This is a genomic window from Tessaracoccus yangjingae (assembly GCF_055326235.1).
Window position 1 is genome coordinate 333,914 of sequence record NZ_JBUZNN010000001.1, and the last position, 23,265, is coordinate 357,178.

The window sequence follows — 23,265 nt, forward strand, 5'->3', positions numbered from 1 at the left end:
ACCCGCGAATGACCGATTCACCCGCGCGCATCGCGCTTCTGTCCACGTCCGACACGGACCTGTTGTCGGCCCGCGCCAGCGGGTCGAGATACACGTGGGCCAATCCCGGACGCACGACCGACGGCGTGCTGACCCGCCTCGTCGAGGACGCCGACCTGGTGGTGGTGAGGCTCCTCGGCTCCCCACAGGACCTCTGGCCGGGAATCGCCCACGCGCGGACCATCGGAACCCCGCTGGTGATCCTCGGCGGTGAGCACCAGCCGAGCCCCGAACTGATGGAGTTGTCGACGGTGCCGATGAGGGTCGCGGCGGAGGCGCACCGCTACCTGGCGGAGGGCGGCCCGGCGAACCTGGCCGAACTGCACTCCTTCCTCTCCGACACCGTCCTGCTCACCGGTCTCGGCTTCGACCCTCCCAGCGTGATCGCCGCGTGGGGCTACGCGCCTCGACCCGCCGTTGATCCGGCGCTTCCGCGCATCGGCATCCTCTACTACCGGGCCCACGAGGCCAGCGGCAACAATGCCTTCGCGCATGCGCTGGCCGACGCCGTCGATGAGACCCGTGAAGCTGTCGGCGTCCCGATCTACGCGGGGTCGCTTCGATCCGCTCCTGACGCCCTCTATGAGGCGCTCGGCACCTTGGACGCGCTCGTCGTCACCGTGCTGGCCGCCGGTGGATCCGTCCCCGCCACCGCAGGGGCCGGCGGGGAGGACGAGTCCTGGGACGTCGCCCGGATGGCCGCACTGGACATCCCTGTGCTCCAGGGTCTGTGTCTGACCGCGTCGCGCGCCGAGTGGGAGGCCTCGTCCGAGGGTGCGACGCCGCTCGACTCGGCCAACCAGATCGCGATTCCCGAATTCGACGGGCGCATCATCACCGCACCGTTCTCGTTCAAGGAGATCGACGAGCAGGGCCTCCCCGCCTACGTAGCGGACCCGGAGCGCACCGCCCGCGTGGCACGCGTCGCCGTCAACCACGCCCGGCTCCGCAGCATCCCCAACGCGCGAAAGCGCGTGGCCCTGGTGCTGTCGGCCTATCCCACCAAACACTCCCGCATCGGCAACGCGGTGGGGCTCGACACCCCGGTCTCCGCGATCCGTCTGTTGCGCCTTCTCCGCGCCGAAGGCTACGACCTGGGGCCGGACGACGACACCGCCGACTTCCCGATCCACCACCTGCTGGACCTGGGCGACGACACCGCGGCCGGGGACGCGCTCATCCACGCTCTCATCGCCGCCGGCGGTCAGGACGAGGAGTGGCTCACCTCAGCTCAGTTGACCGGGGCGCACGTCCGCATCCCGGCCGCCGATTACGATGCGTGGACCGCACACCTGCCCCCCGACCTGCGCGCCTCCATGGTGGCCGCCTGGGGGGAGTCGCCCGGCACTTTGTTCGTCAACGAGGCTGGGGAACTGGTGCTGGCGACGCTGCAGGCAGGCAACGTCATCGTCCTCATCCAACCGCCGCGGGGCTTCGGTGAGAACCCTGTGGCGATCTATCACGACCCGGACCTGCCGCCCAGCCACCACTACCTCGCCGCGTACCGGTGGCTTGAGCGCGGCTTCAGGGCCGACGCGGTGGTTCATCTGGGCAAACACGGCTCGATGGAGTGGCTCCCCGGGAAGAACGCCGCCCTTTCCGCCTCCTGCGGCCCGGATGCCGCGCTCGGCGACCTGCCCCTGATCTACCCGTTCCTGGTCAACGACCCGGGTGAGGGAGCCCAGGCCAAGCGCCGGGCCCACGCAACGATCGTCGACCACCTCATCCCTCCGATGGCCCGGGCGGAGACTTATGGCGACATCGCCCGGCTCGAGCAACTCCTCGACGAGCACGCCAACATCGCGGCCATGGACCCCGCGAAACTTCCCGCGATCCGCGGCGAGATCTGGCAGCTGATGCGCTCGGCTGAGATGCACCGGGACCTGGGCCTTGAGGAGCAGCCCCACGCCGAGGAATTCGATGACTTCCTGCTCCACGTCGACGGCTGGCTCTGCGAGATCAAGGACGCCCAGATCCGTGACGGTCTCCACATCCTGGGTGCCGCCCCCACCGGTGAGGCCCGCGTCAACCTCGTGCTGGCCATCCTGCGGGCGACGCAGGTCTGGGGAGGTGTGGGGGACGCCGTCCCTGGTCTGCGGGCTGCGTTGGGCCTCACCGATGGGGCAGACCTGGCGGCCGTCGATCTGGCCGAGTCCCAGGCGCGTGATCTCATCCACCGTGCGGAGGCGGCGGGCTGGGACCCATCCGCGGTCTCGACGCTCCACACGGACGCCAGAGTCGGGCGCGTCCTCCGCTTCGCCGCGGAGCAGGTGGTCCCCCGCCTGGCCTCCACCACAGACGAGCTCACGGCCGTCGTCCATGCGCTCGCCGGTGGCTTCGTCCCCGCCGGACCATCAGGGTCGCCGCTGCGCGGGCTCGTGAACGTGCTGCCCACCGGGCGCAATTTCTACACCGTGGATCCTCGTGCGGTGCCGAGCCGCCTGGCATGGCAGACGGGGCAGGCGATGGCGGACTCCCTGCTCCAGCGCCACCTGGACGAGGCCGGCAGCTACCCGCCATCGGTAGGGCTCTCGGTCTGGGGCACCAGCGCCATGCGCACCTCCGGCGACGACATCGCCGAAGTCCTCGCCCTGCTCGGCGTGCGGCCGGAGTGGGACGAGGCCTCGCGGCGGGTGTCGCGGCTGACGGTGGTGCCGCTGGAGGAGTTGGGCCGCCCCCGGATCGACGTGACGCTTCGCATCTCAGGGTTCTTTCGTGACGCATTCCCGCACGTGGTCGCGATGCTCGACGACGCCGTCGGCATGGTCGCCGGCCTTGACGAGCCCGACGAGATGAATTTCGTGCGTGCTCACGCCCGCGCAGATCTCGCGGTGCACGGCGACCACCGCCGGGCGACCACGCGTATCTTCGGCTCGAAGCCCGGCTCCTACGGCGCCGGGATCCTGCAGGTGATCGAGTCCGGCAACTGGCGCGATGACGCGGACCTCGCCGAGGTGTACACGGCCTGGGGCGGCTTCGCCTACGGCCGCGGTCTGGACGGGTCCCCGGCGGCCGAGGACATGCGGACCAACTACAGGCGGATCGCGGTGGCGGCGAAGAACATCGACTCCGCCGAGCACGACATCGCGGACTCCGACGACTATTTCCAGTACCACGGCGGGATGGTGGCCACCGTCCGGGCGCTGGCCGGGACGGCGCCGAAGGCGTACGTCGGGGACTCGACCTCACCGGACTCTGTCCGCACCCGCACCCTCGCCGAGGAGACGGCGCGCGTATTCAGGGCCCGCGTGGTCAATCCTCGATGGATCGCGGCGATGCAGCGCCATGGCTACAAGGGGGCCTTCGAACTCGCCGCGACCGTCGACTATCTGTTCGGCTTCGACGCGACGGCCGGCGTGGTCCATGACTGGATGTACGACCGGTTGGCCCACGCCTACGTCCTCGACGGCCCCACTCAGGAGTTCCTGCGCAGGTCGAACCCCTGGGCCCTGCGGGGGATCATCGAGCGTTTGCACGAGGCCGCGGAGCGCGGCCTGTGGGCGGAGCCAGACGCCGACACCCTCGCGGCCATGCGTGAGGTCTACCTCGAGGTCGAGGGTGAGCTGGAGGACGACACATGAGCGGATCGGTGAGGGTGCGGATACTCGGTATCGGTATGGGTGCGCACCACGTGACGCCGGAGGTGTCGCGGGCTCTGGCTGAGACCGACTACGTGCTCGCAGCCAGGAAGCGCGACGACGACGGGCTGCTGGCGGCCCGCCGGGCCATCGCCGCCGCCCACGGCGTCGAGGTGGTGGAGGTACCCGACCCCGAGCGCGACCGGGACGCTCCCGCGGACTATCCGGCCGCGGTCAGGGCCTGGCACGCTGCCCGGGTCAGCGCCTACGAGGAGATCCTGCGTGCCCGGCGTGGCGCCGCCGCCTTCCTGGTCTGGGGTGACCCGGGCCTCTACGACTCGACCATCCGCATCGTCGAGGGGATCGCGGCGAGGCTCCCGCTCAGCTACGACGTGCTGCCGGGGATCAGCGCCCCGCAGGTGCTGGCGGCCCGGCACCGGATGGTCCTCCACCCCGTGGCGGACCCGGTGCACGTCACGACAGCGCGGAGGCTACGCCAGGACATCGCGGCGGGCCAGAGGAACCTCGTGGTCATGCTGGGTGGAGCACCCGCCCTGGAGGGTCTCGATGACTGGTCGATCTGGTGGGGCGCCAACCTCGGAGCGGACTCCGAGGAACTGGTGGCCGGCCGGGTGGCGGAGGTCAGCCGCGACCTGACTGCGGCGCGGGAGCGCGCCCGGGCCAGCGCAGGCTGGGTCATGGACATCGCACTCCTGCGTGCCCCCGATGGGTCCGCCCCGCCGCTGGAGGGCGGTGCCGGATGAGAGTGCTCATTCTTGGTGGCACCAGCGAGGCGCGCCGCCTGGCCGCGCGGCTCGTCGAAGCTGCGGGCGTCGATGTCACCACCTCCCTGGCCGGCCGCGTCGCTGCCCCGCGACTGCCGCCGGGGCGCGTGCGCACGGGAGGTTTCGGTGGCGTGGAGGGCCTCCGTTCCCAACTGGTGGACTACGACGCCGTCGTGGACGCCACCCACCCCTTCGCGCTGGGGATGACCGCGAACGCGGTCGAGGCGTGCCGCGCCGACGGTGTGCCGCTGCTCAGGCTGGAGCGGCCGGGCTGGTCGCCCGATCCGGCCTGGTGCTACGTGGACGATCACGAGACGGCGGCCGATACCGCCGCCCAGGCAGGTGCCCGGCCGTTGATCACCGTCGGACGACAGGAGCTCGCGCGCTACGTGCAGGCGCTGTCAGAGCGTGCAGTGCTGGCCCGCGTGGTGGATGCGCCCGACTTCACGGTGCCGCCGGCCTGGGAGGTGGTGCGGAGTCGTGGCCCGTACCCGCTCGATGACGAGCGGGCGCTCATGCGCCGCCACCGCACCGATGTTCTGGTCACGAAGGACTCGGGTGGGACCTACACCAGCGCGAAGCTGGAAGCGGCCGCGGAACTCGGCGTGACGGTGGTGATGGTGCGTCGGCCACCGGGCCCTCAGGGCGTGCCCACTGTGGTGGACGTCGACGCGGCGCTGGCCTGGTTGCTGCGGAGGGTGTGAGCCCCGCAACCGGCGGCCTCACCACTCGATACCGCGCTGACCTTTCTGCCCCGCGTCCATCGGGTGTTTCACCTTGGTCATCTCGGTGACCAGGTCCGCCATCTCGATCAGACGTGCATCGGCGCCGCGCCCGGTGATGATGACGTGCTGTCGTCCCGGGCGGCTGGCCAGGGTGGTGACCACGTCCTCCACGTCGACCCATCCCCACGTCATGGGGTAGGTGAACTCATCGAGGATGACCAGGTCGTGCCTCTGGTCTGCGAGCCTTCGCTGGACCTCCAGCCACCCCTCGCGGGCGGCGGCCCGATGGTCCTCCACCTCACCCTGTTTGCGGGTCCACGACCAGCCGGCGCCCATCTTGTGCCATTCCACGGGGCCCCCCTCGCCGGTCTCGTCGTGGAGCCGCCCGAGGCGTTCCAGGACGGTCTGCTCGCCGATGCGCCACTTGGCCGACTTGACGAACTGGAACACACCGATGCGCCAGCCCTGGTTCCACCCACGCAGCGCGAGGCCGAAGGCCGCCGTGGACTTGCCCTTGCCCTCGCCGGTGTGGACGACGAGAAGCGGCTGGGTGCGTCGCTGGCGTGTGGTGAGTCCGTCGTCGGGGACGGACAGCGGTTGACCTTGGGGCATCAGGCGGCTCTTCTCATGTGGGTGTGGACCGTGGAAGTGAGGGCGTCCGCGGTGACCTCCGCCATCGGGACGTGTCGGGCGCCGAGCCGATCAGCCAGGCGCGCCGCGAGGCCGAGCCGCAGCGGGCCGCTCTCGCCGTCGATGACGACGCTCATCACGCCCAGCCCCGCCAGGTGCGCGGCTGCCAACTCGGAGCGGGCCAGCGCGTCGGCTCCGCCGGTGGCGCGCCCGTCGGTGACGACGATGAGGAGAGGACGCAGGCGTGGGTCGCGGCGGCGCTCACGCGTCAGTACTGCTGCCGCCTCAAGGAGCCCCTCCGCCAGCGGCGTCCGGCCCCCCGCGGACAGATCGTCGAGGCGGGCCGCCGCCACGTCGACGGAGTGCGTCGGCGGCAGGACCAGATCCGCCCGCCGACCCCGGAAACTGATGAGCCCCACCTTGTCCCGCCGCCTGTAGGCGTCGAGCAACAGCGAGAGGATCGCCGTCTTGACCTGGCCCATCCGCTTGCGGGCTGCCATGGACCCCGAGGCGTCGACGCAGAAGAGGATGAGGTTGGTTTCGCGGCCCTCCCGCACCGCAGTGCGGGCATCCTCCGGCCGCAGCATGACCCGTCCTTGGGGGTCGCGGTCCGGAGCGCGCCCGGCGGCGGCCAGCAGGGTTTCGACGAGGTGCAGACCCCCGCCGGCGCCCACCGCCCGGCTGGCCCCGATCCGACGGCCGGTCTCGCTGATGGCCCGGCTGCGGCGCCCGGGCGCCCCGTGGCCAGTTCCCTGCACGACGAATGCCTTCGGCCTGTAGGGCTCCCCGCTGGAGACCCGGCTCTCGGGGGATGCTTCCGGTGCCGGTGCTGCCTCCGCCGTGTCCTTGCCCTCGCCATCGATCGGCGGGCTGGCCTCCATGGGGGGCTGCGGCGCCGGATCGGTGCCGGTGAGGTCCTGCGGATGAGGGCTCTCGTCGCTGGGATCCGACGGCGTGGAGTCGTCGTCGCGGGGCGGGTCGTCGTCGCGGGGCGGGTCGTCCGGCGGAGGAGAGTCGCGCCCGAGAATGTCGTCGAGGAGTTGCTCGTCGAGCCCGGGCGCGTCAAACGGGTTGCGCCGCCGCCGGTGCGGCAGGGCCAGGAGAGCCGCCCGGCGGATATCGGCGCGCGTCACTTCCGTGCGCCCCTCCCAGGCGGCATGGGCCACGGCGGTTCGGGCCGTGACGAGGTCGGCGCGTAACCCGTCGACCTCGAACGCCGAGCAGATCTCGGCGATCTTCAGCAGGGCGGCGTCGGACAGCACAACCGAAACGACCCTGGTGCGCGACGCCTCGATCCGGCGGGTGAGTGCCTCCTCCGCGGGCCGGTACCTCTCTGCGAAGCTGACCGGGTCCCCGTCGAAGGCCATCCGCCGCCGGACGACCTCGGCCCGCAACCCGGGTTCCCGGGGGGCCGCGACCTCCACGGTGAGGCCGAAGCGGTCCAGGAGTTGCGGGCGCAACTCGCCCTCCTCGGGGTTCATGGTCCCGATCAGCACGAAGCGCGACAGGTGCTCCACGGAGACACTGTCACGCTCCACGCTCACCCGCCCCATCGCGGCCGCGTCCAGCAGCAGGTCGACAAGGTGATCGTGCAGGAGGTTCACCTCGTCGACGTACAGCAGGCCCCGGTGGGCGCGGGCGAGCAGGCCGGGCTCGTATTCGACGCGCCCGTGGGACAGCGCCCGCTCCAGGTGCAGCGAGCCGAGCACGCGGTCCTCAGTCGCCCCGACGGGGAGTTCGACGAGCCGCACGGGCCGGCCCACCGTCTCCGCCCCGGGCCCGAAGGGACCGTCCGGGGAGGTCGATGCCGGGTCGGCCGGGTCAACCGAGAACCGGTCCGCGGCGTAGACCCTCACGTGAGGGAGGACGGCTGTCAGCGCACGCACCGTGGTTGATTTGGCGGTCCCCTTCTCGCCGCGGATGAGGACCCCGCCGATTTCGGGGGAGATGGTGGCCAGGACCAGCGCCAGGCCCATGTCATCCATCGCGTCGGTGTCGCAGCCGAGAACGGCAGGGAAAGGAAAGTGCACCGGCATGTGAGGCTCCCGCTCGTGTGGCCATGGTCATGATCGGGCGCGAGGCCGGTCTTCGGACTTGCCTGGTCCTTCGCTCACGCGAAGGCCGGGTTCACCGCAGCGGGCCTGTGCCGGACTCTCACCGACTTCCCAGATTCTCCCCGTCACCCAAAGCCACCGTCTCCGATGGTTCGGCTTTCCGGGGCACCTCGTGCCTATGCCCACATGATAACGTCCTTTGTCGTGTCCGACGGAACCCGCGCGGCGGTTGGCCGCACCACCGGCCGGGTGATCGTCGTCGGCGTTGCGGCCGACGGTGTGCACGCGGTCAGCGAGGAACTCGCCGGATCCGGGACCCTGGTCGTCGGTGCGGCGCGGCACCTGGGTCTACTGCCCCCGGTCCGCGGGCAGGCGCGGCTCCCCCTACCCTCTCCGCTGCGGGCCGGGCTGGCTGAGATCGTCACCGCTCACCGCGACACCACGGTGGTCGTGCTGGCATCCGGCGACCCGTTGGTCTCGGGCATCGGCTCCGTCCTCATCGACATCCTCGGCCCCGACAGCGTCGAGATCCGCCCTGCCGTCTCATCGGTGGCGTTGGCCCGGGCGGCGATGCGCTGGCCGGCGGAGTCCCACGGCCTGGTCAGCGTGGTGGGGCGTGACGTGTCGGTCGTGCTGCGGGACCTGGCGCCCGGCCGACGCCTCCTGGTGCTGTCCTCGGACGAGCTCACGCCGCGGCTCCTCGGTGCGCTCCTCGTCGAGGCCGGATACGGCTCGTCGCTTCTCACGGTACTGGGGAATCTCGGCGGCGACGAGAGCCGGCTCGACCTGGACGCCTTCGCCGCGGCCGCGGGCGTGGTCGCGGAGTTCCCGCGGCTCAACATCGTTGCGATCCAGTGCGTCGGGGAGCTGATCGCCGGGTGCACGGCGGGTGTGCCCGACAGCCTGTTGACGGGGGTGGAGACCCCCCTCCCTCGCGACGTCCGGGCATCGGCTCTGGCGCTGTTGGGGCCGGTCCCCGGCGGACGGCTGTGGGACATCGGCCGGGGCGCGGGTCCCGTGGCGGTCGAGTGGCTCCGCGCCCATCCCACCTGCCTCGCCACGGCCGTGGTGCCCGATGCGGCGGCAGCCGGGCCGATCGGCGGCCTCGCCGCCCGGCTCGGCGTACCACGGCTGCCGGTCGCGGTCGGGACGGCTCCGTCGGTCCTGGCTGGCCTGGCCCGGCCGGACGCGGTGCATCTCGGCCCCGGCGCGGCTGCAGCCCGGCTCGCTGCCGTCTGTCTTGGCGCGCTTCGGCCCGGCGGACGGCTCGTCGCACACGCCGTCGGGGAGGGGGAGGCTGCGCGGCTGCTGGAACTGCAGCACCGATTCGGGGGACAGCTCACCCGGATCGGTTGTGAGGTGCGGACGCCCTCGGGGTGGGTGCCCGGCTATGCGGTCACGCGGTGGGCGCTGACGATCGCCTGACCACAGGCTGCCTGCTGCGCGCCCGATCCCTGTCGTACAGGTAGGACTCGCCGCCCGAGGTCGGGTCCAGAGCCGGCCCAACCAGGATCACCGCCGCCTGCCGGAGCCCCGCGCTCTCGACGGCGTCCGCTATGGTCGCGACCGTCGCGGTGAGAATCTGCTGCTCCTGCTGGCTGGCCCGGTAGACGACGACGGCGGGGCAGCCCGCGCCGTACTCGGGCTCGATTTCCGCCATGAGGCTCCGCACCGTCGTCATGGCCAGGTGGAGCACGAGGGTGGCGCGGGTGGCGGCGAACGCGGCGAGCGACTCGGTGGCGGGCATCAGCGTCGAGCGGGCCTGGGTGCGGGTGAGGACCACAGACTGCGCCAGCAGCGGTACCGTCAGCTCCCGCCCGATCGCGGCGGCCGCGGCAGCGTAGGCGGGAACACCTGGGGTGACGTCCCACGGGACCCCGACCGCGTCGAGGCGTCGGGTCTGCTCCGCGAGCGCGGAATACAGCGACGGGTCACCGGAGGTGAGCCTGACCGCGACCCGGCCTGCGCGGTGCGCGGCCACGAGGTGGCCGGTGATCTCATCCAGGTCGAGGTGCTGCGTGTCCACGAGATCCGCTGACGGGCCTGCGTGTGACAGCACGTCGGGGTCCAGATAGGTGCCCGGATAGAGCACGACATCCGCGCCGGCGAGCAGGCGCGTGGCCCGTACGGTCAGCAGATCAGCGGCCCCGGGACCGGCCCCGACGAAGTGGACGCTCACCGCACGAACCTCGGGGTCCATACGCCGGCGGGCCCTAGGCGGGTTGCCGAGGCGCCCACAATGAGGAGGCACTTCATGTCAATCGACGCCGGATCCAGCTCGCCGAGCGTGGTGACCGTGAGGGATTCCTCTCGTCGCCCGATGTCGCGGCCCACCACCACGACGGTGTCACGGGCCCGGTGTTCCAGAAGTATGCGGCGTGCCTCGGCGATCTGGGTGCTTCGGGTCCGCGAGGCAGGGTTGTAGATGGCCAGGACCAGATCGGCTTCAGCGATCGCGCGCAGCCGACGCTCCACCACTGCCCAGGGCTTGAGCCGGTCGGACAGGCTGACCACTGCGAAGTCGGCGCCGATCGGGGCCCCGGCGCGGGCGGCCACCGCCTGCACCGCGCTGACGCCGGGGAGAACGCGGATCCGCACGTCGGTGTAGACCGGATCCTCGGCCGCCTCGAACACGGCAGCGGCCATGCCGAAGATGCCGGCATCGCCCCCCGACACCACCGCGACCCGCTCGCCCGCGCGAGCGAGGTCGAGGGCGAGCCGGGCCCGTTCGACCTCGACGGTGTTGCCCGACGCATGCCGCGTCAGACCCACCCGGTGCGGGACCCGGTCCACGTAGGGTCCGTACCCGACGACGTGGTCCACATCACTCAACGCCGTGACCGCCTCGCCCGTCATCCAGTCCTCCGGCCCAGGTCCGAGCCCGACGACGAGGACCTCACCGGTCTGCGAGGTGCTCAGCCCCGGCGTCGTCGGCTCGACGCCCTCGCCCTCGCCGTCGCGGGACCGGGTGCCGTTGAGTGAGTCGCCGGTGACGACGATGAGCGAGAAGTAGGGCACCTCGTCGGCCTGCACCGCGCTCACGGGCATCCAGCGCTCCTGGCTCAGCGAGGCGCGCTCCACGTAGACGGCGTCGTTGAGCCGGCCCGAGACCTCCAGCGCGCGGCGGACCGCCGGGAAGGTGCGACCCAGCTTCATGATGATCGCTCCGTCCGTGTCGGCGAGGCGCCGGGCGAGTTCCTGCTCGGGGAGGGTTCCCGGGAGCACGGTCAGCACGTCGGTCTGGCGCACCAGGGGGCTGCGGATCGCGGCGGTGGCGGCGGCGAACGCCGGCACGCCGGGAACAATTTCGGTGTCGAAGTCCACGGCCAGCCGGTCAGACATGTACATGCAGGACCCGTAGAGCAGCGGGTCACCCTCAGCGAGCAGCACGACATCGCGCCCTGCCCGGAGATGCCCGGAGATCCGCGCCGCGGAGTCTGCGTAGAAGGCGGCCATGGCGCCCTCGTAACCGCCGGGGTGGTCCGTCTTCCCTGTCGTCAGCGGGTAGGTCAGCTGCTCCTCCACCACACCCGGCCGGAAGAGTCCGCCTGCGGTGCGGCGGGCGTTCGACTGGCGGCCCGCGGCGGCGTGGTAGGCCACCACGTCGGCGCCCTGGATGAGCCGCGCGGCCTTGAGTGTGATGAGCTCAGGGTCGCCGGGGCCGACTCCGACACCGTAGAACCGCCCGCTCATTCCTGCTCCAGTGCCAAGGCGTTGAGCGCCGAGGAGGTCATGGCCGATCCGCCCCGTCGGCCCAGGACCGTGAGATACGGGATGTCGATGCCGTGTCTGTCGTGAAGATCGATCAACTCCTGCTTGGACTCCGCTGCGCCGATGAAACCCACGGGGCAGCCGACGATGGCGGCGGGCCGGGGGGCGCCGTCGATGATCATTTCCAGGAGGTGGAACAGCGCGGTGGGGGCGTTGCCGATCGCGACGACGGCGCCCTCGAGCAGCGGCTCCCACAGCGAGACCGCCGCCGCGGTGCGGGTGGTTCCCCAGGCCTTGGCGAGATCTGCGACGCGGCCGTCGTTGAGGAAGCACAGCACCTCGTTGTCGCGGGGTAGCCGACGGCGGGTGACGCCGGTGGCCACCATGGTGGCGTCGCAGAGGATGGGCGCCCCCGCCTCGAGGGCCCCTCGGGCGGCCGAGACGAGCTGCGGATGGATCACCAGGTCGCCCACGAGGTCAACCTGACCGCTGCCGTGGATCATCCGCACGGCCACCTTCTCGGCGTCCGGGGGAACGGAGGCGAGGTCGGCCGCGAGGCGGATGGCGGCGAAGGAGTTGACGTAGATGTCCTGGCCATCGCCGATGTAGTCGTAGTGCCTGGTGGGCCGGGTCGGGTGCGTCATGCTGATTCTCCTCGGGGGACGAGCACACCCCGCCAGGGTGTGACGATGACTTCGGGCGCGCCGTCGGCCAGTGCGGCGATCTCGGTGCGGTCGAGCCCGTTGTCCGGCACGGGAACGTGCCTGCCCCCTGGTACCTCTCCGTAGGGGAGCGGCGCAGCCGGGGTCGGTAGCCGCGGATCCGGCGGGGCCGGGGCGACGAGGGGGGCGGCCAGTTCGCTCACGTGCCAGGGCGCCGTGGGTCCGGAGCCACGAGTGGCGAGGAACCGTAGGGCCAGGGCCGCGAGGCTCTCCGGCGCCGCGGCAATGGGGACTACCTCGCCCCAGTCACCGCCGGCGCGCAGTTGCCCCGTGTCCGCGTCCAACGCGATGAAAGCGAGGTCGGAGCGACGCTCCATGAGGTCTCCCCGCCCGTCGTCGAGTACGACGAGGAACCGGCCCGGCAGGTCGGCCAGGCGCGGCGTGCCCTGCAGCAGGGAGTCGAAGGCTGCCGAGACCGGGCGCAGGTCCGCCCGGCCCCCGGCCAGTCCGCTCTGCGGTGAGACCATCACGTTGCGGACGAGTTCATGCGAGCGGCAGGGCAGAAGACCGGTGCTCTCGAGGGCGGCCAGTGCTTCCGCGTCGAGGCAGTCGTCGGTGCCGGGGAAGGCACGCACCTGCAGGTTGGCGCGCCCGGTGACGCGCACGCGACCATCGCCGAACCGCTCGGCCACCTCAGCGAGGGCGATCAGGGACCGGGTGGCCACGCGGCCACCGATGATGCGCAGGCGCACCAGGAGGCCGTCGTCGGCGGGCCACGGACGCAGCGCGCCTGGGCACTGGTCTCGTCGGTCGCGGAGAAGTGTCATGGCAGGGAGGCCCTTCGGTCCGAGGCCCTTGCGCGGGGCCGCTCTGAGACCTGGCGGCGGTCGCCGCAAGGGCCAGCAGGTCTTCGGACTCGGGATCATTCGGATCGGGGCGCCTTCCCGGGTATCACCCAGTGGCTGCCATCTCTGGCGTGCTCCGACCGTCACCCTCACCGCTGCGCGTCAGTCCCGGAATCGCACCGGGTTCCCTGACTCCGGGATGCGGAGTACGACTGGCAGCCGTCACCCTACCTCCTTTGCGCCGACACGACCCCTGGTCGTGGTCCCGACGAACTCAGTGCGGAGAATCTCAACCCGGAACTTTCCCCGGGCGGACGGTTGAGCGAAGAGTGATGCTCCTGTGCGTAGTCGTCAGTCGCTGTGCCGCGTTCTTTGAGCGTCGAGGCCGCTTCTCGGCGCCTCGGCCAGCAGGTGAGGGGGCGTGGCTGAGAGGGCCAGGCTCACGTTTTCGAGGCTTCGGAGCGGTTGCACTCCGCGCCTGGCCATCTCACTCAGCGGGGACCGTTGGTTGAGCCGGGCGGCGTGGAGCGGGATCGACGCGCGTCGGCGTCGAGACCTTTCCGTGCCCGGTTCATGGACTGGGGGAGCCCCAGATGGCGGCACTGCGTTCGATGAGGTTGTCGAGGCTGTGTTCGGCGTGCTTGTGGCGGGCGCTGTGGGTGTCCGGGTCTGGCGGTTCCGGTTCCCGGCCCGGGGGGTCGGCTGCCTCGTGTGGGCAGGGTGGTGCCCCTGCTTGGAGGTTGAGTTGTTGGAGTCGGTGGCGTTGGTGCTGGCGGGGTCGGGGGGCGGGGTCGATGTGTCGGGGTGGGGTGAACCATGGCAGGCCGGTGGCGGGGTCGAGGTGGACCCGCCACTGGGATTCCTCTGATTGGAGGGGGTCGGGTTCGACGAGGCGGTGGTGGTGTGGGCAGAGCAGAACTCCGTTGGCTAGGCAGGTGTCCCCGCCGGACCACCAGGGGATGATGTGGTGCGCCTGGCACGGTGCCGGTGGGGTGGTGCAGCCGGGGAATACGCATCCCTGGTCCCGCTGCACGATGGCGGCGCGGAGGGCGGGGGTGAAGAGGCCGTGGGTGCGGCCGACGTCCAGGGGGCGGGAGGCGGTGCCTAGCACCATGGGGATCAGGTCGGCGTTGCAGGCCAGGCGACGTGCGTCGCTGGCCGAGAGCCGGTCGCCGCCCGCGCCGAGCAGTGTCACGTTGCCGAGGCCGGTGACGAGGGTGTCGTAGTCCAGGGTGATGTGGACGTGGGGGCGGTCCACCCCGCGTGAGGGCAGTGTCCCGCCGCTGGCGGCGTGCTGGGTCAGCAGCACCAAAGCGTCGGCGCGGCGGGCGTCTCTGGTGGGCGTTTCGCTGGTGGCCGTGTACTTCGAGGCCGGAGGCATCAACGCATCGAGCTGGGCCGTCAACAGGGCGGCGTCGGCGAGCGGGAGCTGGCCCGTGATCCGCATCGAGCCGTGGTGGTCCGGGGCGAGGCGCAGGAACCTGTTCCGGTGCGCGGCGCGCTCCTCCCGCGCGAGGCGCTTGGCCTCGTCGGCGTCGGCGCGGTCTGGGTCGATGATCTCTGCCATCCGCGAAGCGAGGGTCCGCAGCTCGGAGGGGCCCAGCTCGTCGACCCACGACAGGATCTCCGTCTGGCATTGCTCCAACTCCGCGGGGCTCAGCCGGGCGGGCAGTCGGCGCAGCCCGTCGGTGATCGCTTCGGCCTGTGCGGGGGAGATCAGCCCGGCCTGCAGGGCGTTCAGGATCAGGCGGAACCGTTCGGAGAGGTCCGCGGCGAGCCGGATCGTGGCCTTGGCCTGCGTGGGGGTGTGACGGGTGGATGAGGTGACGGCGTCGAGGACCTTGGTGGCCTCGGGCATGAAGCGGGCCTGGTCCAGGACGGCCAGCCGGAGCCCGGCCAGGTGTGCTTCGGTCTGGGCCAGGGCCTCGAGGAAGCCGGTGACGCTGTCGGGGCCGGCGGCCGTGGCGGCGCGGGCGGAATCCCAGGCGGCAGCCATGAACTGCTGCTGCAGCTCCCACACCCCCGCGTCGTTCATACGAACCATTACATCGCCGACCACCGACAGAAACGGATCCAGAACAGCCCCTCCGGCACCAACTTTGGTCACAGTTTCATAACGCTTCAAGCACGATCTGTCAGACCGGAAAGCACCTCTGTCAAGGCTCGACGGTCTGAGGGATGGGAGTGCCGGAATGCCGCTCGGGCGCCGGGCGCGCGACGCCCTACCATCGGAGGGCTCGGGCCCACCAGGCCCCTCCCCGGTAGCGCCTCGGAGGGACGCAGTTAGTCTCCCCTGCGTGAGCGACGAACGAACGATTCTGATGGCGACGCCGGCCGAGATGGCCAGGCTGGTGCAGGACGCCATGCTCTACAAGGCGCAGGCGACCGTCCAACGCACCCTGCTGCTGGCGCTGGCCGGCGGCGCGCACATCGCGCTCGGTTTCGTGTTCTACGTGACCTCCCAGGTAGGCGCCGAGGCGATGCCGTGGGGCGTAGCCAAGGTGCTGGGAGGTGTGGTGTTCAGCGTCGGGCTGATCCTGGTGGTCCTCACCGGGGCGGACCTGTTCACGTCCACCACCATGACGTTGATGCTCAAGGCCTCGGGGCACCTCTCCTGGTGGAGGCTGCTCCGGCACTGGGGCCTGGTCTACCTCGGCAACGCCGCGGGCGCCCTGACCATCGTCGCGCTGATCGTCGTCGGCGGGGTGCAGCACAGCGCCGACGGCGCCTGGGGCCGGGTGGTGCTCGCCTCCGCCAGCCACAAGCTCGACCATTCGTTCCCTCAGGCGCTCGCGCTCGGGATCGCGTGCAATCTGCTGGTGTGTCTGGCGGTCTGGGCGGCGTTCTCCGGGCGGACCACCACCGACAAGATCCTCGCCCTCATCGGGCCGGTGGCGCTGTTCGTCGCCGCGGGGTTCGAGCACTCGGTGGCGAACATGTTCCTGGTGCCGCTGGCCATCTTCATCCAGCCGGAGTTGGCCCCCGTCGGGTTCGAGCCCCTGACCTGGGGAACCTTCCTGACCGCCAACCTGATCCCGGTGACCCTGGGCAACATCATTGGCGGCGGCCTGATGATCGGCCTGTTCTACTGGCTGGTCTTCCGCCCGAAGCGAGACGCCGCCCGCTGAGCGTCCCTGAGCCGGATCCGGGGATGGGTCGGCCGGGTTCACCGCCCGGTGAGGGCGCCGTCGGACTCGAGGTACTCGCGGACCACCTCGTCGAAGGAGGGGACCGCCGACAGCCCGAGGACCTCCGCCCGCGGCGTCGAGAACTCCGCCGGCCACCCGCCGACCATCGCCTGGATTGACGCGTCAGGGATCCAGTCGATGAGGCGGCTGGCCGCGTTCCCGCTCACCCGGTCCAGCGACTCCGCCATCTCGCGCGGGGTGGTGGAGAGGGCGGGGAGGTTCATCGCAGTGGTGCTGCCCCAGGTCCGGTCGTCGGTGGCGAGCGCCGTCATCAGCGCGTCGAGGGTGCGGCGCGGTGACGACAGGGCGATCGGGGTGGACTCCGGGACGGGGCAGGTGGCCCGGACACCGGCGAGCGGCTCACGGATGATGCCGGAGATGAAGCTCGACGCCGCCGCGTTGGGCCGCCCGGGGCGCACCGCCACCGTCATGAGCCGCACGCTCCGGCCCCGGATGAAGCCCTTCCTGGTGTAGTCGGCCACCAGCTGCTCGCCGATGAACTTCTGGATGCCGTAGCTGGACTGCGGGCGGGGGAGGGTGTCGTCGTCGACCGGCCCCACCGGCCCGATCGCCGGGTCGCTGCCGAACACCGCGAGCGAGCTCGTGAAGAGGAACACCGGCGGCGCCGTCATGGCCCGGCAGCGCTCGAGGAGCAGTCTCAACGCGTCGAGGTTGGTGCGCATGCCCAGGTCGAAGTCGGCCTCCGCGGCGCCGCTGACGACGCCCGCCAGGTGGCAGACGAGATCGGCATCCTCCAGGTCCGCCACTGTCTGATGGAGCTCGCCGGTCAGCGGACGCACCCGAGGGTCCGCCGCCAGGTCGGGCGGTGGATCGACGAGGTCGAGCAGTTGCAGGGATCCGACGGCCGACGGCGCGTCCCCGCCGACCCGCAGGTCGGGGGTTGGGAGCAGTCTCCTGGCCAGGGCGCCGCCGAGGAAGCCGGCCGCCCCGGTGACGGCGACCCGGCAGCCGGTCACACGCTCCTCGCTTAGCCCGCGCCCGGGCCGGCCAGCGCCTCGACGGCGACCTCGCGCTCCGTCGAGCCGCCGTCGCTCCCCGGCTCGGTCCAGCCGACCACCGCCGAGCCCTCCCGCGCAGTGAAGGCCAGCCAGGCGCGGTCGTCTCCCGCCTCCCAGCCCAGCCGGAGCTCGCCGTCGCCGGTGGACCAGCTGAATTCCCCCCGGAAGGCGGGGTGCTGGCTCCGCAGGCGCATCAGGGCCCGCAGCGCCACCACGACGGGACGTTCCAGGGCCGCGTCGATCTCGTCGTCGGTGAAGGTGTGGCGGTTGATGTCGCGGCCCACCCCGGTCCGCCGGAGCAGCTCCATGTCGTTGATCCCCGCGAGGGCGCCGACGTAGTAGACCTGCGGCACGCCGGGGAGGAAGAACTGCACGGCCCGGGCGGCGAGGTAATGGGCGTCGTCGCGGCCGAGGGCGTCGTAGAAGGTGCTGTTGACCTGGTAGAGGTCGAGGTTAGACGCTGCGGCGCCGGTGGCCTCCCGGCTCTGGCCGTCGGTCTTCGCGTGGATGGTGGTGACGAGGGCGTCGAGCTCCGCGGCGGTGAGCAGCCCCGCCCCGTCGGCTCGGGTCTTGTCCGGGCCCACGTCGATGACGCCGATGCCGTCGTGGGTGTCGAGCACCGTGATCGCGTTGGCGGGCCGGACCCGGAGCCATTCGACCAGGGCGCCGTCGTCGCCGGTGTAGAGGGTGTGCAGCAGCAGGGGCGGGAGGGCGAAGTCGTAGACCCGGTCGACCCGGGAGGCGATCTCGATCTGGGTGCGGTAGTGGGAGTGGATCTCGACGAGGACCTCGAGCCCCCGGGCGTGCGCCTCGGCGGTGAACCGGTCGATGAAGGCGAACGTCTCCGGGATCATGAAGCAGGAGGTCCCGGCGCGTTTGATGGCGTATCCGGCCGCGTCGAGCCGGATCAGGCCCACGCCGCTGCGCCCGAGCTCGTCGAGGATGCCCATGAGGTAGCTCCAGCCGGACGGGCACTCGACGTCGATGTCGATCTGCTGGGGCGTGAAGGTGGTCCAGACGAGACGGTTGGCGCCGCCGACGGGGATGGTCGTGAAGGGCAGGCCCGGGCGGGGCCGGTAGATGGTCAGGAGGTCGGCCTCCGTCGCACCGTCGGGGAAGACCCGGTCGAAGGTGAGGAAGAGTTCGGCGGCGGGGGAGTCGTCGCCGTGCTCGACGAAGTCGCGGAAGGAGGCCGAGCCGGACGACACGTGGTTGACGATCACATCCACGCACGTGGAGAAGCGGCCGCTGATCTCCCGCAGGTCGTCCCACGTGCCCAGCCTCGGGTCGGGCGTCGTGTGGTCGACGGGGTCGAAGCCCGCGTCGGCGCCGTCGTAGGGGGTGAAGAAAGGCAGGAAGTGGATGCCGGTCACGGCATCGCCGAAGACTCTCCCGACGGTGTCGGCGCTTCGCGTCAGGGTGCCGCCGAACCGGTCGGCGTAGGTGATGAGCTGGACTCCGTTGTCGATCACTGCACTGCCCTCCTCCGGCCTCGCTCGGCGTCGAGGAGCGTCGACGCCGATTCCCTGGGACCAGCATCCCAGCCCATGGGCGGGTTCGTGCCCGATCCTGAGCCACCGACAGTCGCGTTCATTGAGTCTGGGACCTACCGTGGCGGGTGACTCGGCCAGCTGCCCCGGGGCGCTGGGGAGCTCGCGTGGCTTCGACACACGCTGCGCCGCTGCGCGGCTTGGCGTGGCTCACCCAGCGGGGAGGTGGCGTGGCTCGGTCAGCGGGGGAGGTGGCGTGGCTAGGTCAGCGGGGAGGTAGCGTGGCTCGGTCAGGGGGAGGTGGCGTGGCTCACCGGCGGGCCGTGGTCACCCAGGTTCCCCCGCGGGTTGAGCCGGGCCGCAAGGAGCGCCAGCGACGCGCGCCCGCGTCGAAACCCACCCGGTCCCACGGGCAGGCTCAGCCCAGGGCGATGTCCAGGGCCCGCCAGTCGACGCCCGCCGGGGCGAGGGCCAGGACCGAGGCCAGCAGGCCCTGCCGCGACGCCCGAACGGCCGGATCCTCGGCGTTGACGAGGATGTCGGTGAAGAACCGGTCCGCGGCGGCCACCACGTCTGCCGTGCGGTCCAGCAGCGCGGGGATCGACGCGTCCGCGGTGCCTGCCGGGACCGCCTCCACCGCCGTCCGCAGTTCCACCTCGGCAGGCTCGGTCAGCAGGGCCGCGTCGTAACCGGCCTCCGTGCCCGCGGGCAGAATGCGCCCGATCCGCACCAGGGTCGCGACCAAGGCCTTCAGGCGCGGGTCGGCCTGGGTGTCGTTGAGCTCGCAGAGGATCCGCGCCGCACGCCCGGGCGCGTCGGCCGCAGGCAGGATGGCCGCGACAAGGTCAGCCGGCGTGCCCTCGTCACGCAGCAGCTGCGCGAACCGGCCGACGGTGAACTCCAGGGCCGCGTCGACGGCGTCCACCGCGACATCGATGCCCTGCGCGGCCAGCCGCGCCACCGCGTCCTCGAGACCGGCCCGCACCGTCAGCGACTCCAGCGGGGTGCCGGCCGACTCGCGCAGGATCCGCACCACGCCTAGCGCCGCCCGCCGCAGGCCGAACGGGTCCGAGGACCCCGTCGGCTTGGCGCCGAGGGCGAACATGGCGGCCAGGAGGTCGAAGCGGTCGCCCAGCGCCAACAGCGCACCGGGCACCGACGCGGGCACGGGGTCGGCGGAGGTGTGCGGCTGCTCCATCTCGTACAGCGCATCCGCCACGGCCTGCGTCTCGCCCTTGCGGACGGCGTACTCGCGGGCGATGAACCCGGCCAGCGAGCTCATCTCCACCACCATCTGCGTGGCCAGGTCGAACTTGGCCAGCTGCCCGGCGCGGGTCAGCGTCTCTCGGTCCTCGCCGGCCAGGCGGACGCGGTCCGCCAGGCTCGCCGCGACATCCGCGATCCGCCGCGCCCGCGCGCCCACCGAGCCCAGGCGCTCCTCGAAGGTCAGCTTGTCCAGGCCGGGCACGAAGCCGTCGACGTCTGCCGCCTCGAGGTCCGCGTTCCAGAAGAACAGGGCGTCCTCGTAGCGCGCCCGGATGACCGACTCGTTGCCGGCCCGGACGGTGTCGTCGTCGCACAGGCCGTTGGCCATGGTGACGAAGTGCGGGGCCAGGGCGCCGTCGCGGAACACCGGCAGGTAGCGCTGGTGCTTGCGCATGACGGCGGTGAGGATCCGCTCGGGGAGCTCGAGGTAGCGCTCGTCGAAGTGGCCGAGCACGCCGCGGGGGTCCTCCACCAGGTTGGTGATCTCGTCGATCACGGCGCCCTCGGCCTCGACGTCGACGGTGCCGCCCACGCCGTCGGCCAGCGCCACGGCCTGCTCGACGACCGAAGCCCGCCGATCGGAGGTCGACAGCGTGATCGCGCCCGAGGCGATGGTGGGGAGCAGGTCGGCGGCCGAGGCCACTTCCACCCAGCCGACGCGGGCGCCGTCGGAGCGGTTACCGGACTCCTCGCCGGCCACGGCCCGCTGGAGGTAGGTGGTGCGGCCGGCGGTCAGACCTGAGACGGTGGAGGGCACGACGGTGTCGCCCCAGAGTGCCACGATCCAGCGGATGGCTCGGGAGAACGACAGGGAGGGGTCGCTCCAGCGCATGTTCTTCTCGGCGCGCAGGCCGGAGACGATGTCCGTCAGTGCCTCGCCCGCCACGTCGAGCACGTGCCGGCCGGCGACGGTCGCGGCTACGGCGGCGTGCTCCTGACCGCCGATCTCCGCGCGCACCACCTGCGCTGCCTCCACACCCTGGCCGCGCATGAAGCCCTGCAGCGCCTTGGTCGGGTTGCCGTCGGCGTCGAACGCGGCGGACCACTTCGGGCCCTTGCGCAGCTGCTCGGCGTCGGGCTCCTGCGCGCCCACGCCCTCCACCACGGCGACGATCCGTCGCGGTGTGCCCTCCACCGTCACGCTGCCGTACTCGAGCCGGGTGGCGGCCAGCTTGGCCGTCAGCGCCTCACGCACCACATCCACGGTCTGGGGGACCACGTGCGGCGGCAGCTCCTCCACGCCGATCTCGAACGCCAGCGTCTGCGGCGCCGTGCCCAGCGAGGCACGGTCCACCGGCTCGGCGGGCGCCTCCTCAGAAGCGACGGCCGCGCGCAGCAGCGGGAAGCCCAGCTCCTCGCGGCGCTCGATCCACAGGGCGGCGGTGTCGCGCATGAGGCGGCGCATCGTCGCGAAGGCCTTGGCCCGCTCCGTGGTGGAGATGGCGCCCCGCGCGTCGAGCACGTTGAACGCGTGGCTGGACTTGAGGATGTAGCCGTGCGCCGGCACCGGGAGCCGGGCCTCGACCATGCGGGTGGCCTCGCCGACATAGGTCTCGTACAGGCGACGGTTGGCCTCCACGTCCGCGTCGTCGAGGTAGTAGCGGCTCATCTCGTACTCCTGCTGCCCGAAGGCCTCGCCGTACGTGACGGGCCGGCCGTCCGAGGCGACGGAGTACACGATGTCCTTGAAGTGCGTCACGCCCTGCTGCGCCATGAGGATGCGCTCCACGCCGTAGGTCAGCTCCACCGGGACAGGGTCCAGGTTCTGCCCGCCCACCTGCTGGAAGTACGTGAACTGCGTGATCTCCATGCCGTCGAGCCACACCTCCCAGCCGAGGCCCCAGGCGCCGATGGCCGGCTGCTGCCAGTTGTCCTCCACGAAGCGCACGTCGTGCTTCGACAGGTCGATGCCCAGCGCCTCCAGCGAGCCGAGGTACAGCTCCTGCGGGTTGCCGGGCTCTGGCTTGAGGATCACCTGGAACTGGGTGTGCATCTGCAGGCGGTTGGGGTTCTGGCCGTAGCGCGAGTCGTCCGGCCGCACCGACGGCTCCACGTAGGCCACGTCCCACGGCTCGGGGCCGAGCACCCGCAGCACCGTGGCCGGGTTCATCGTGCCCGCCCCCACCTCCGTGTTGAACGGCTGCCACGTGAGGCAGCCCTTCGAGGTCCAGTAGTCGGAGAGGCGGCGCAGGGCGTCTTGCATGGTCAGCACCCCAGCAGGTTACCCAGTTCTGCCGCGCAGCGCCCACCCGCCTGTGGGATGCTGGGGCGGACTCACGGAGGTGCTAGCCAGATGAAGATCCTGATCCCCAGCACGTACAGCGGCCCGGTGCCGGTGATCGACGACGCGCAGGTCGTCCTGGTCGACGGCAGGCGCCCCGTCCCCGCGGACCACCTCGACGCGGAGGTCCTGGTCGTGTGGGGCCAGCCCGACGACGTGCTGAAGGACGCGGCCCGCCGCATGACGCGGCTGCAGCTCGTGCAGGGGCTCGCGGCCGGCCCGGACAACGTGGTGGCGGCCGGGTTCGCCGACGACGTGCGGCTGGCCAGCGGGGTGGGGCTGCACGACGGGCCCGTGGCCGAGCACGCGCTGGCGCTGACCCTCGCGCTGGTGCGGATGCTTCCCCTGGCCATGCGTCAGCAGCGGGAGCACCTGTGGGACGACGAGCTCGGCGGGGCCATGCTGGAGCGCGCCCACGACGGCCGTGTCATCACGCTGGACGGGGCCAACGTGACCATCTGGGGCTTCGGCTCGATCGCCTCGCGACTGGCTCCCCTCCTGCGCGCCATGGGCGCCTGGGTGACCGGAGTGGCCCGCTCGGCCGGGCCGCGCCACGGGTTCGACGTGGTCGACGAGGACGCGCTCGGGTCGGTGCTCGCCGAGACCGACGTGCTCATCATGGTGCTGCCGAGGCACCACAGCACCCACTCGGCGCTCAACGCAGAACGGCTCGCCCAGCTCAAGCCGTCGGCCCTGGTGGTCAACGTCGGCCGGGGCACCACCGTCGACGAGGACGCCCTGCTCGCCGCCGTCAGGAGCGGGCGGGTGGCCGGCGCGGCGCTGGACGTGACGGTGGTGGAGCCGCTGCCCGCGTCGTCGCCGCTGTGGGACGAACCGAACGTGCTCATCACCCCGCACGTCGCCAGCGGACGGCCCCAGCAGGCGGACCGCCTGATCGAACACAACGTGGCCGCGCTGCGCGGCGAGGGGGACCTGCTCAACCTGCTGGCCCGCTGACGCTTTGGCAGCCGCCGGGCCGAGGCGTCAGGATT

At 71.7% G+C, this 23,265-nt stretch carries 16 protein-coding genes and 2 riboswitches; of the genes, 6 read left to right on the forward strand and 10 right to left on the reverse strand.

The window, feature by feature from the left end; all coding sequences use genetic code 11:
* The first annotated feature begins 8 nt into the window (after nucleotides 1–8).
* Genes ACZK5D_RS01565 through ACZK5D_RS01575 form a run of 3 tightly spaced genes read left to right on the forward strand, consistent with a single transcriptional unit; the run spans nucleotide 9 to nucleotide 5,106 of the window.
* Nucleotides 9–3,620 (forward strand): cobaltochelatase subunit CobN, encoded by a 3,612-nt coding sequence (locus tag ACZK5D_RS01565; protein WP_463664009.1) that lies wholly within the window; start codon nucleotides 9–11, stop codon nucleotides 3,618–3,620.
* Nucleotides 3,617–4,381, forward strand: a complete 765-nt coding sequence (gene cobF / locus ACZK5D_RS01570) for a precorrin-6A synthase (deacetylating) (RefSeq protein ID WP_459056314.1) — start codon at nucleotides 3,617–3,619, stop codon at nucleotides 4,379–4,381. Before ACZK5D_RS01565 ends, cobF begins: the two co-directional genes overlap by 4 nt.
* A complete protein-coding gene (locus tag ACZK5D_RS01575; protein ID WP_463664010.1) occupies nucleotides 4,378–5,106 on the forward strand; it encodes a cobalt-precorrin-6A reductase in 729 nt (242 codons plus the stop codon). The genes cobF and ACZK5D_RS01575 overlap by 4 nt, the downstream gene beginning before the upstream one ends.
* 18 nt (nucleotides 5,107–5,124) lie before the next feature.
* On the opposite strand, the gene cobO is transcribed toward ACZK5D_RS01575, so the two are convergent.
* A complete protein-coding gene (cobO, locus tag ACZK5D_RS01580; protein WP_182782289.1) occupies nucleotides 5,125–5,739 on the reverse strand; it encodes a cob(I)yrinic acid a,c-diamide adenosyltransferase in 615 nt (204 codons plus the stop codon).
* Entirely contained in the window at nucleotides 5,739–7,733 is a 1,995-nt protein-coding gene (locus ACZK5D_RS01585) for a VWA domain-containing protein (protein WP_463664185.1), read from the reverse strand. The genes cobO and ACZK5D_RS01585 overlap by 1 nt, the downstream gene beginning before the upstream one ends.
* Before the next feature lie 86 nt (nucleotides 7,734–7,819).
* Nucleotides 7,820–7,967: riboswitch (cobalamin riboswitch) on the reverse strand.
* 48 nt (nucleotides 7,968–8,015) lie between these two features.
* On the opposite strand from ACZK5D_RS01585, the gene cbiE reads away from it, so the two are divergent.
* Nucleotides 8,016–9,236 carry a precorrin-6y C5,15-methyltransferase (decarboxylating) subunit CbiE gene (cbiE, locus tag ACZK5D_RS01590; protein ID WP_463664011.1) on the forward strand — a complete coding sequence of 407 codons (1,221 nt, stop codon included), beginning with the start codon at nucleotides 8,016–8,018 and terminating at the stop codon, nucleotides 9,234–9,236.
* Here the strand turns inward: cbiE and ACZK5D_RS01595 are convergent.
* The 5 genes from ACZK5D_RS01595 to ACZK5D_RS01615 all read right to left on the reverse strand — a co-directional run bounded on the left by ACZK5D_RS01595 (nucleotide 9,208) and on the right by ACZK5D_RS01615 (nucleotide 15,064).
* Nucleotides 9,208–10,011: a cobalt-precorrin-4/precorrin-4 C(11)-methyltransferase gene (locus ACZK5D_RS01595; RefSeq protein WP_182782292.1), complete on the reverse strand. Its 804-nt coding sequence runs from the start codon at nucleotides 10,009–10,011 to the stop codon at nucleotides 9,208–9,210. The genes cbiE and ACZK5D_RS01595 overlap by 29 nt on opposite strands.
* Nucleotides 9,987–11,504 carry a precorrin-2 C(20)-methyltransferase gene (locus ACZK5D_RS01600; RefSeq protein WP_463664012.1) on the reverse strand — a complete coding sequence of 506 codons (1,518 nt, stop codon included), beginning with the start codon at nucleotides 11,502–11,504 and terminating at the stop codon, nucleotides 9,987–9,989. Before ACZK5D_RS01600 ends, ACZK5D_RS01595 begins: the two co-directional genes overlap by 25 nt.
* Nucleotides 11,501–12,166 carry a precorrin-8X methylmutase gene (locus ACZK5D_RS01605; RefSeq protein ID WP_463664013.1) on the reverse strand — a complete coding sequence of 222 codons (666 nt, stop codon included), beginning with the start codon at nucleotides 12,164–12,166 and terminating at the stop codon, nucleotides 11,501–11,503. Before ACZK5D_RS01605 ends, ACZK5D_RS01600 begins: the two co-directional genes overlap by 4 nt.
* Nucleotides 12,163–13,011, reverse strand: a complete 849-nt coding sequence (locus tag ACZK5D_RS01610; protein ID WP_463664014.1) for a ferredoxin-like domain-containing protein — start codon at nucleotides 13,009–13,011, stop codon at nucleotides 12,163–12,165. Before ACZK5D_RS01610 ends, ACZK5D_RS01605 begins: the two co-directional genes overlap by 4 nt.
* A 57-nt stretch (nucleotides 13,012–13,068) precedes the next feature.
* Nucleotides 13,069–13,261: riboswitch (cobalamin riboswitch) on the reverse strand.
* Nucleotides 13,262–13,600: 339 nt separating this feature from the next.
* Complete coding sequence (locus ACZK5D_RS01615) at nucleotides 13,601–15,064, reverse strand: HNH endonuclease signature motif containing protein (protein WP_463664015.1); 1,464 nt, start codon at nucleotides 15,062–15,064, stop codon at nucleotides 13,601–13,603.
* Nucleotides 15,065–15,326: 262 nt separating this feature from the next.
* Between ACZK5D_RS01615 and ACZK5D_RS01620 the strand changes: the two genes are divergently transcribed.
* Nucleotides 15,327–16,157 carry a formate transporter FocA gene (locus ACZK5D_RS01620; protein ID WP_463664016.1) on the forward strand — a complete coding sequence of 277 codons (831 nt, stop codon included), beginning with the start codon at nucleotides 15,327–15,329 and terminating at the stop codon, nucleotides 16,155–16,157.
* A gap of 38 nt (nucleotides 16,158–16,195) precedes the next feature.
* Here the strand turns inward: ACZK5D_RS01620 and denD are convergent, their stop codons facing one another.
* From denD to ACZK5D_RS01635, 3 genes are all read right to left on the reverse strand, one after another.
* Nucleotides 16,196–17,194, reverse strand: a complete 999-nt coding sequence (gene denD, locus ACZK5D_RS01625; RefSeq protein ID WP_463664017.1) for a D-erythronate dehydrogenase — start codon at nucleotides 17,192–17,194, stop codon at nucleotides 16,196–16,198.
* Between the two features lie 11 nt (nucleotides 17,195–17,205).
* Complete coding sequence (gene gtfA / locus ACZK5D_RS01630) at nucleotides 17,206–18,708, reverse strand: sucrose phosphorylase (protein ID WP_463664018.1); 1,503 nt, start codon at nucleotides 18,706–18,708, stop codon at nucleotides 17,206–17,208.
* Between the two features lie 436 nt (nucleotides 18,709–19,144).
* Nucleotides 19,145–22,195 carry a glycine--tRNA ligase gene (locus ACZK5D_RS01635; RefSeq protein WP_463664186.1) on the reverse strand — a complete coding sequence of 1,017 codons (3,051 nt, stop codon included), beginning with the start codon at nucleotides 22,193–22,195 and terminating at the stop codon, nucleotides 19,145–19,147.
* Nucleotides 22,196–22,285: 90 nt separating this feature from the next.
* On the opposite strand from ACZK5D_RS01635, the gene ACZK5D_RS01640 reads away from it, so the two are divergent.
* Nucleotides 22,286–23,230: an NAD(P)-dependent oxidoreductase gene (locus ACZK5D_RS01640; protein ID WP_463664019.1), complete on the forward strand. Its 945-nt coding sequence runs from the start codon at nucleotides 22,286–22,288 to the stop codon at nucleotides 23,228–23,230.
* The last annotated feature ends 35 nt before the right edge of the window (nucleotides 23,231–23,265 follow it).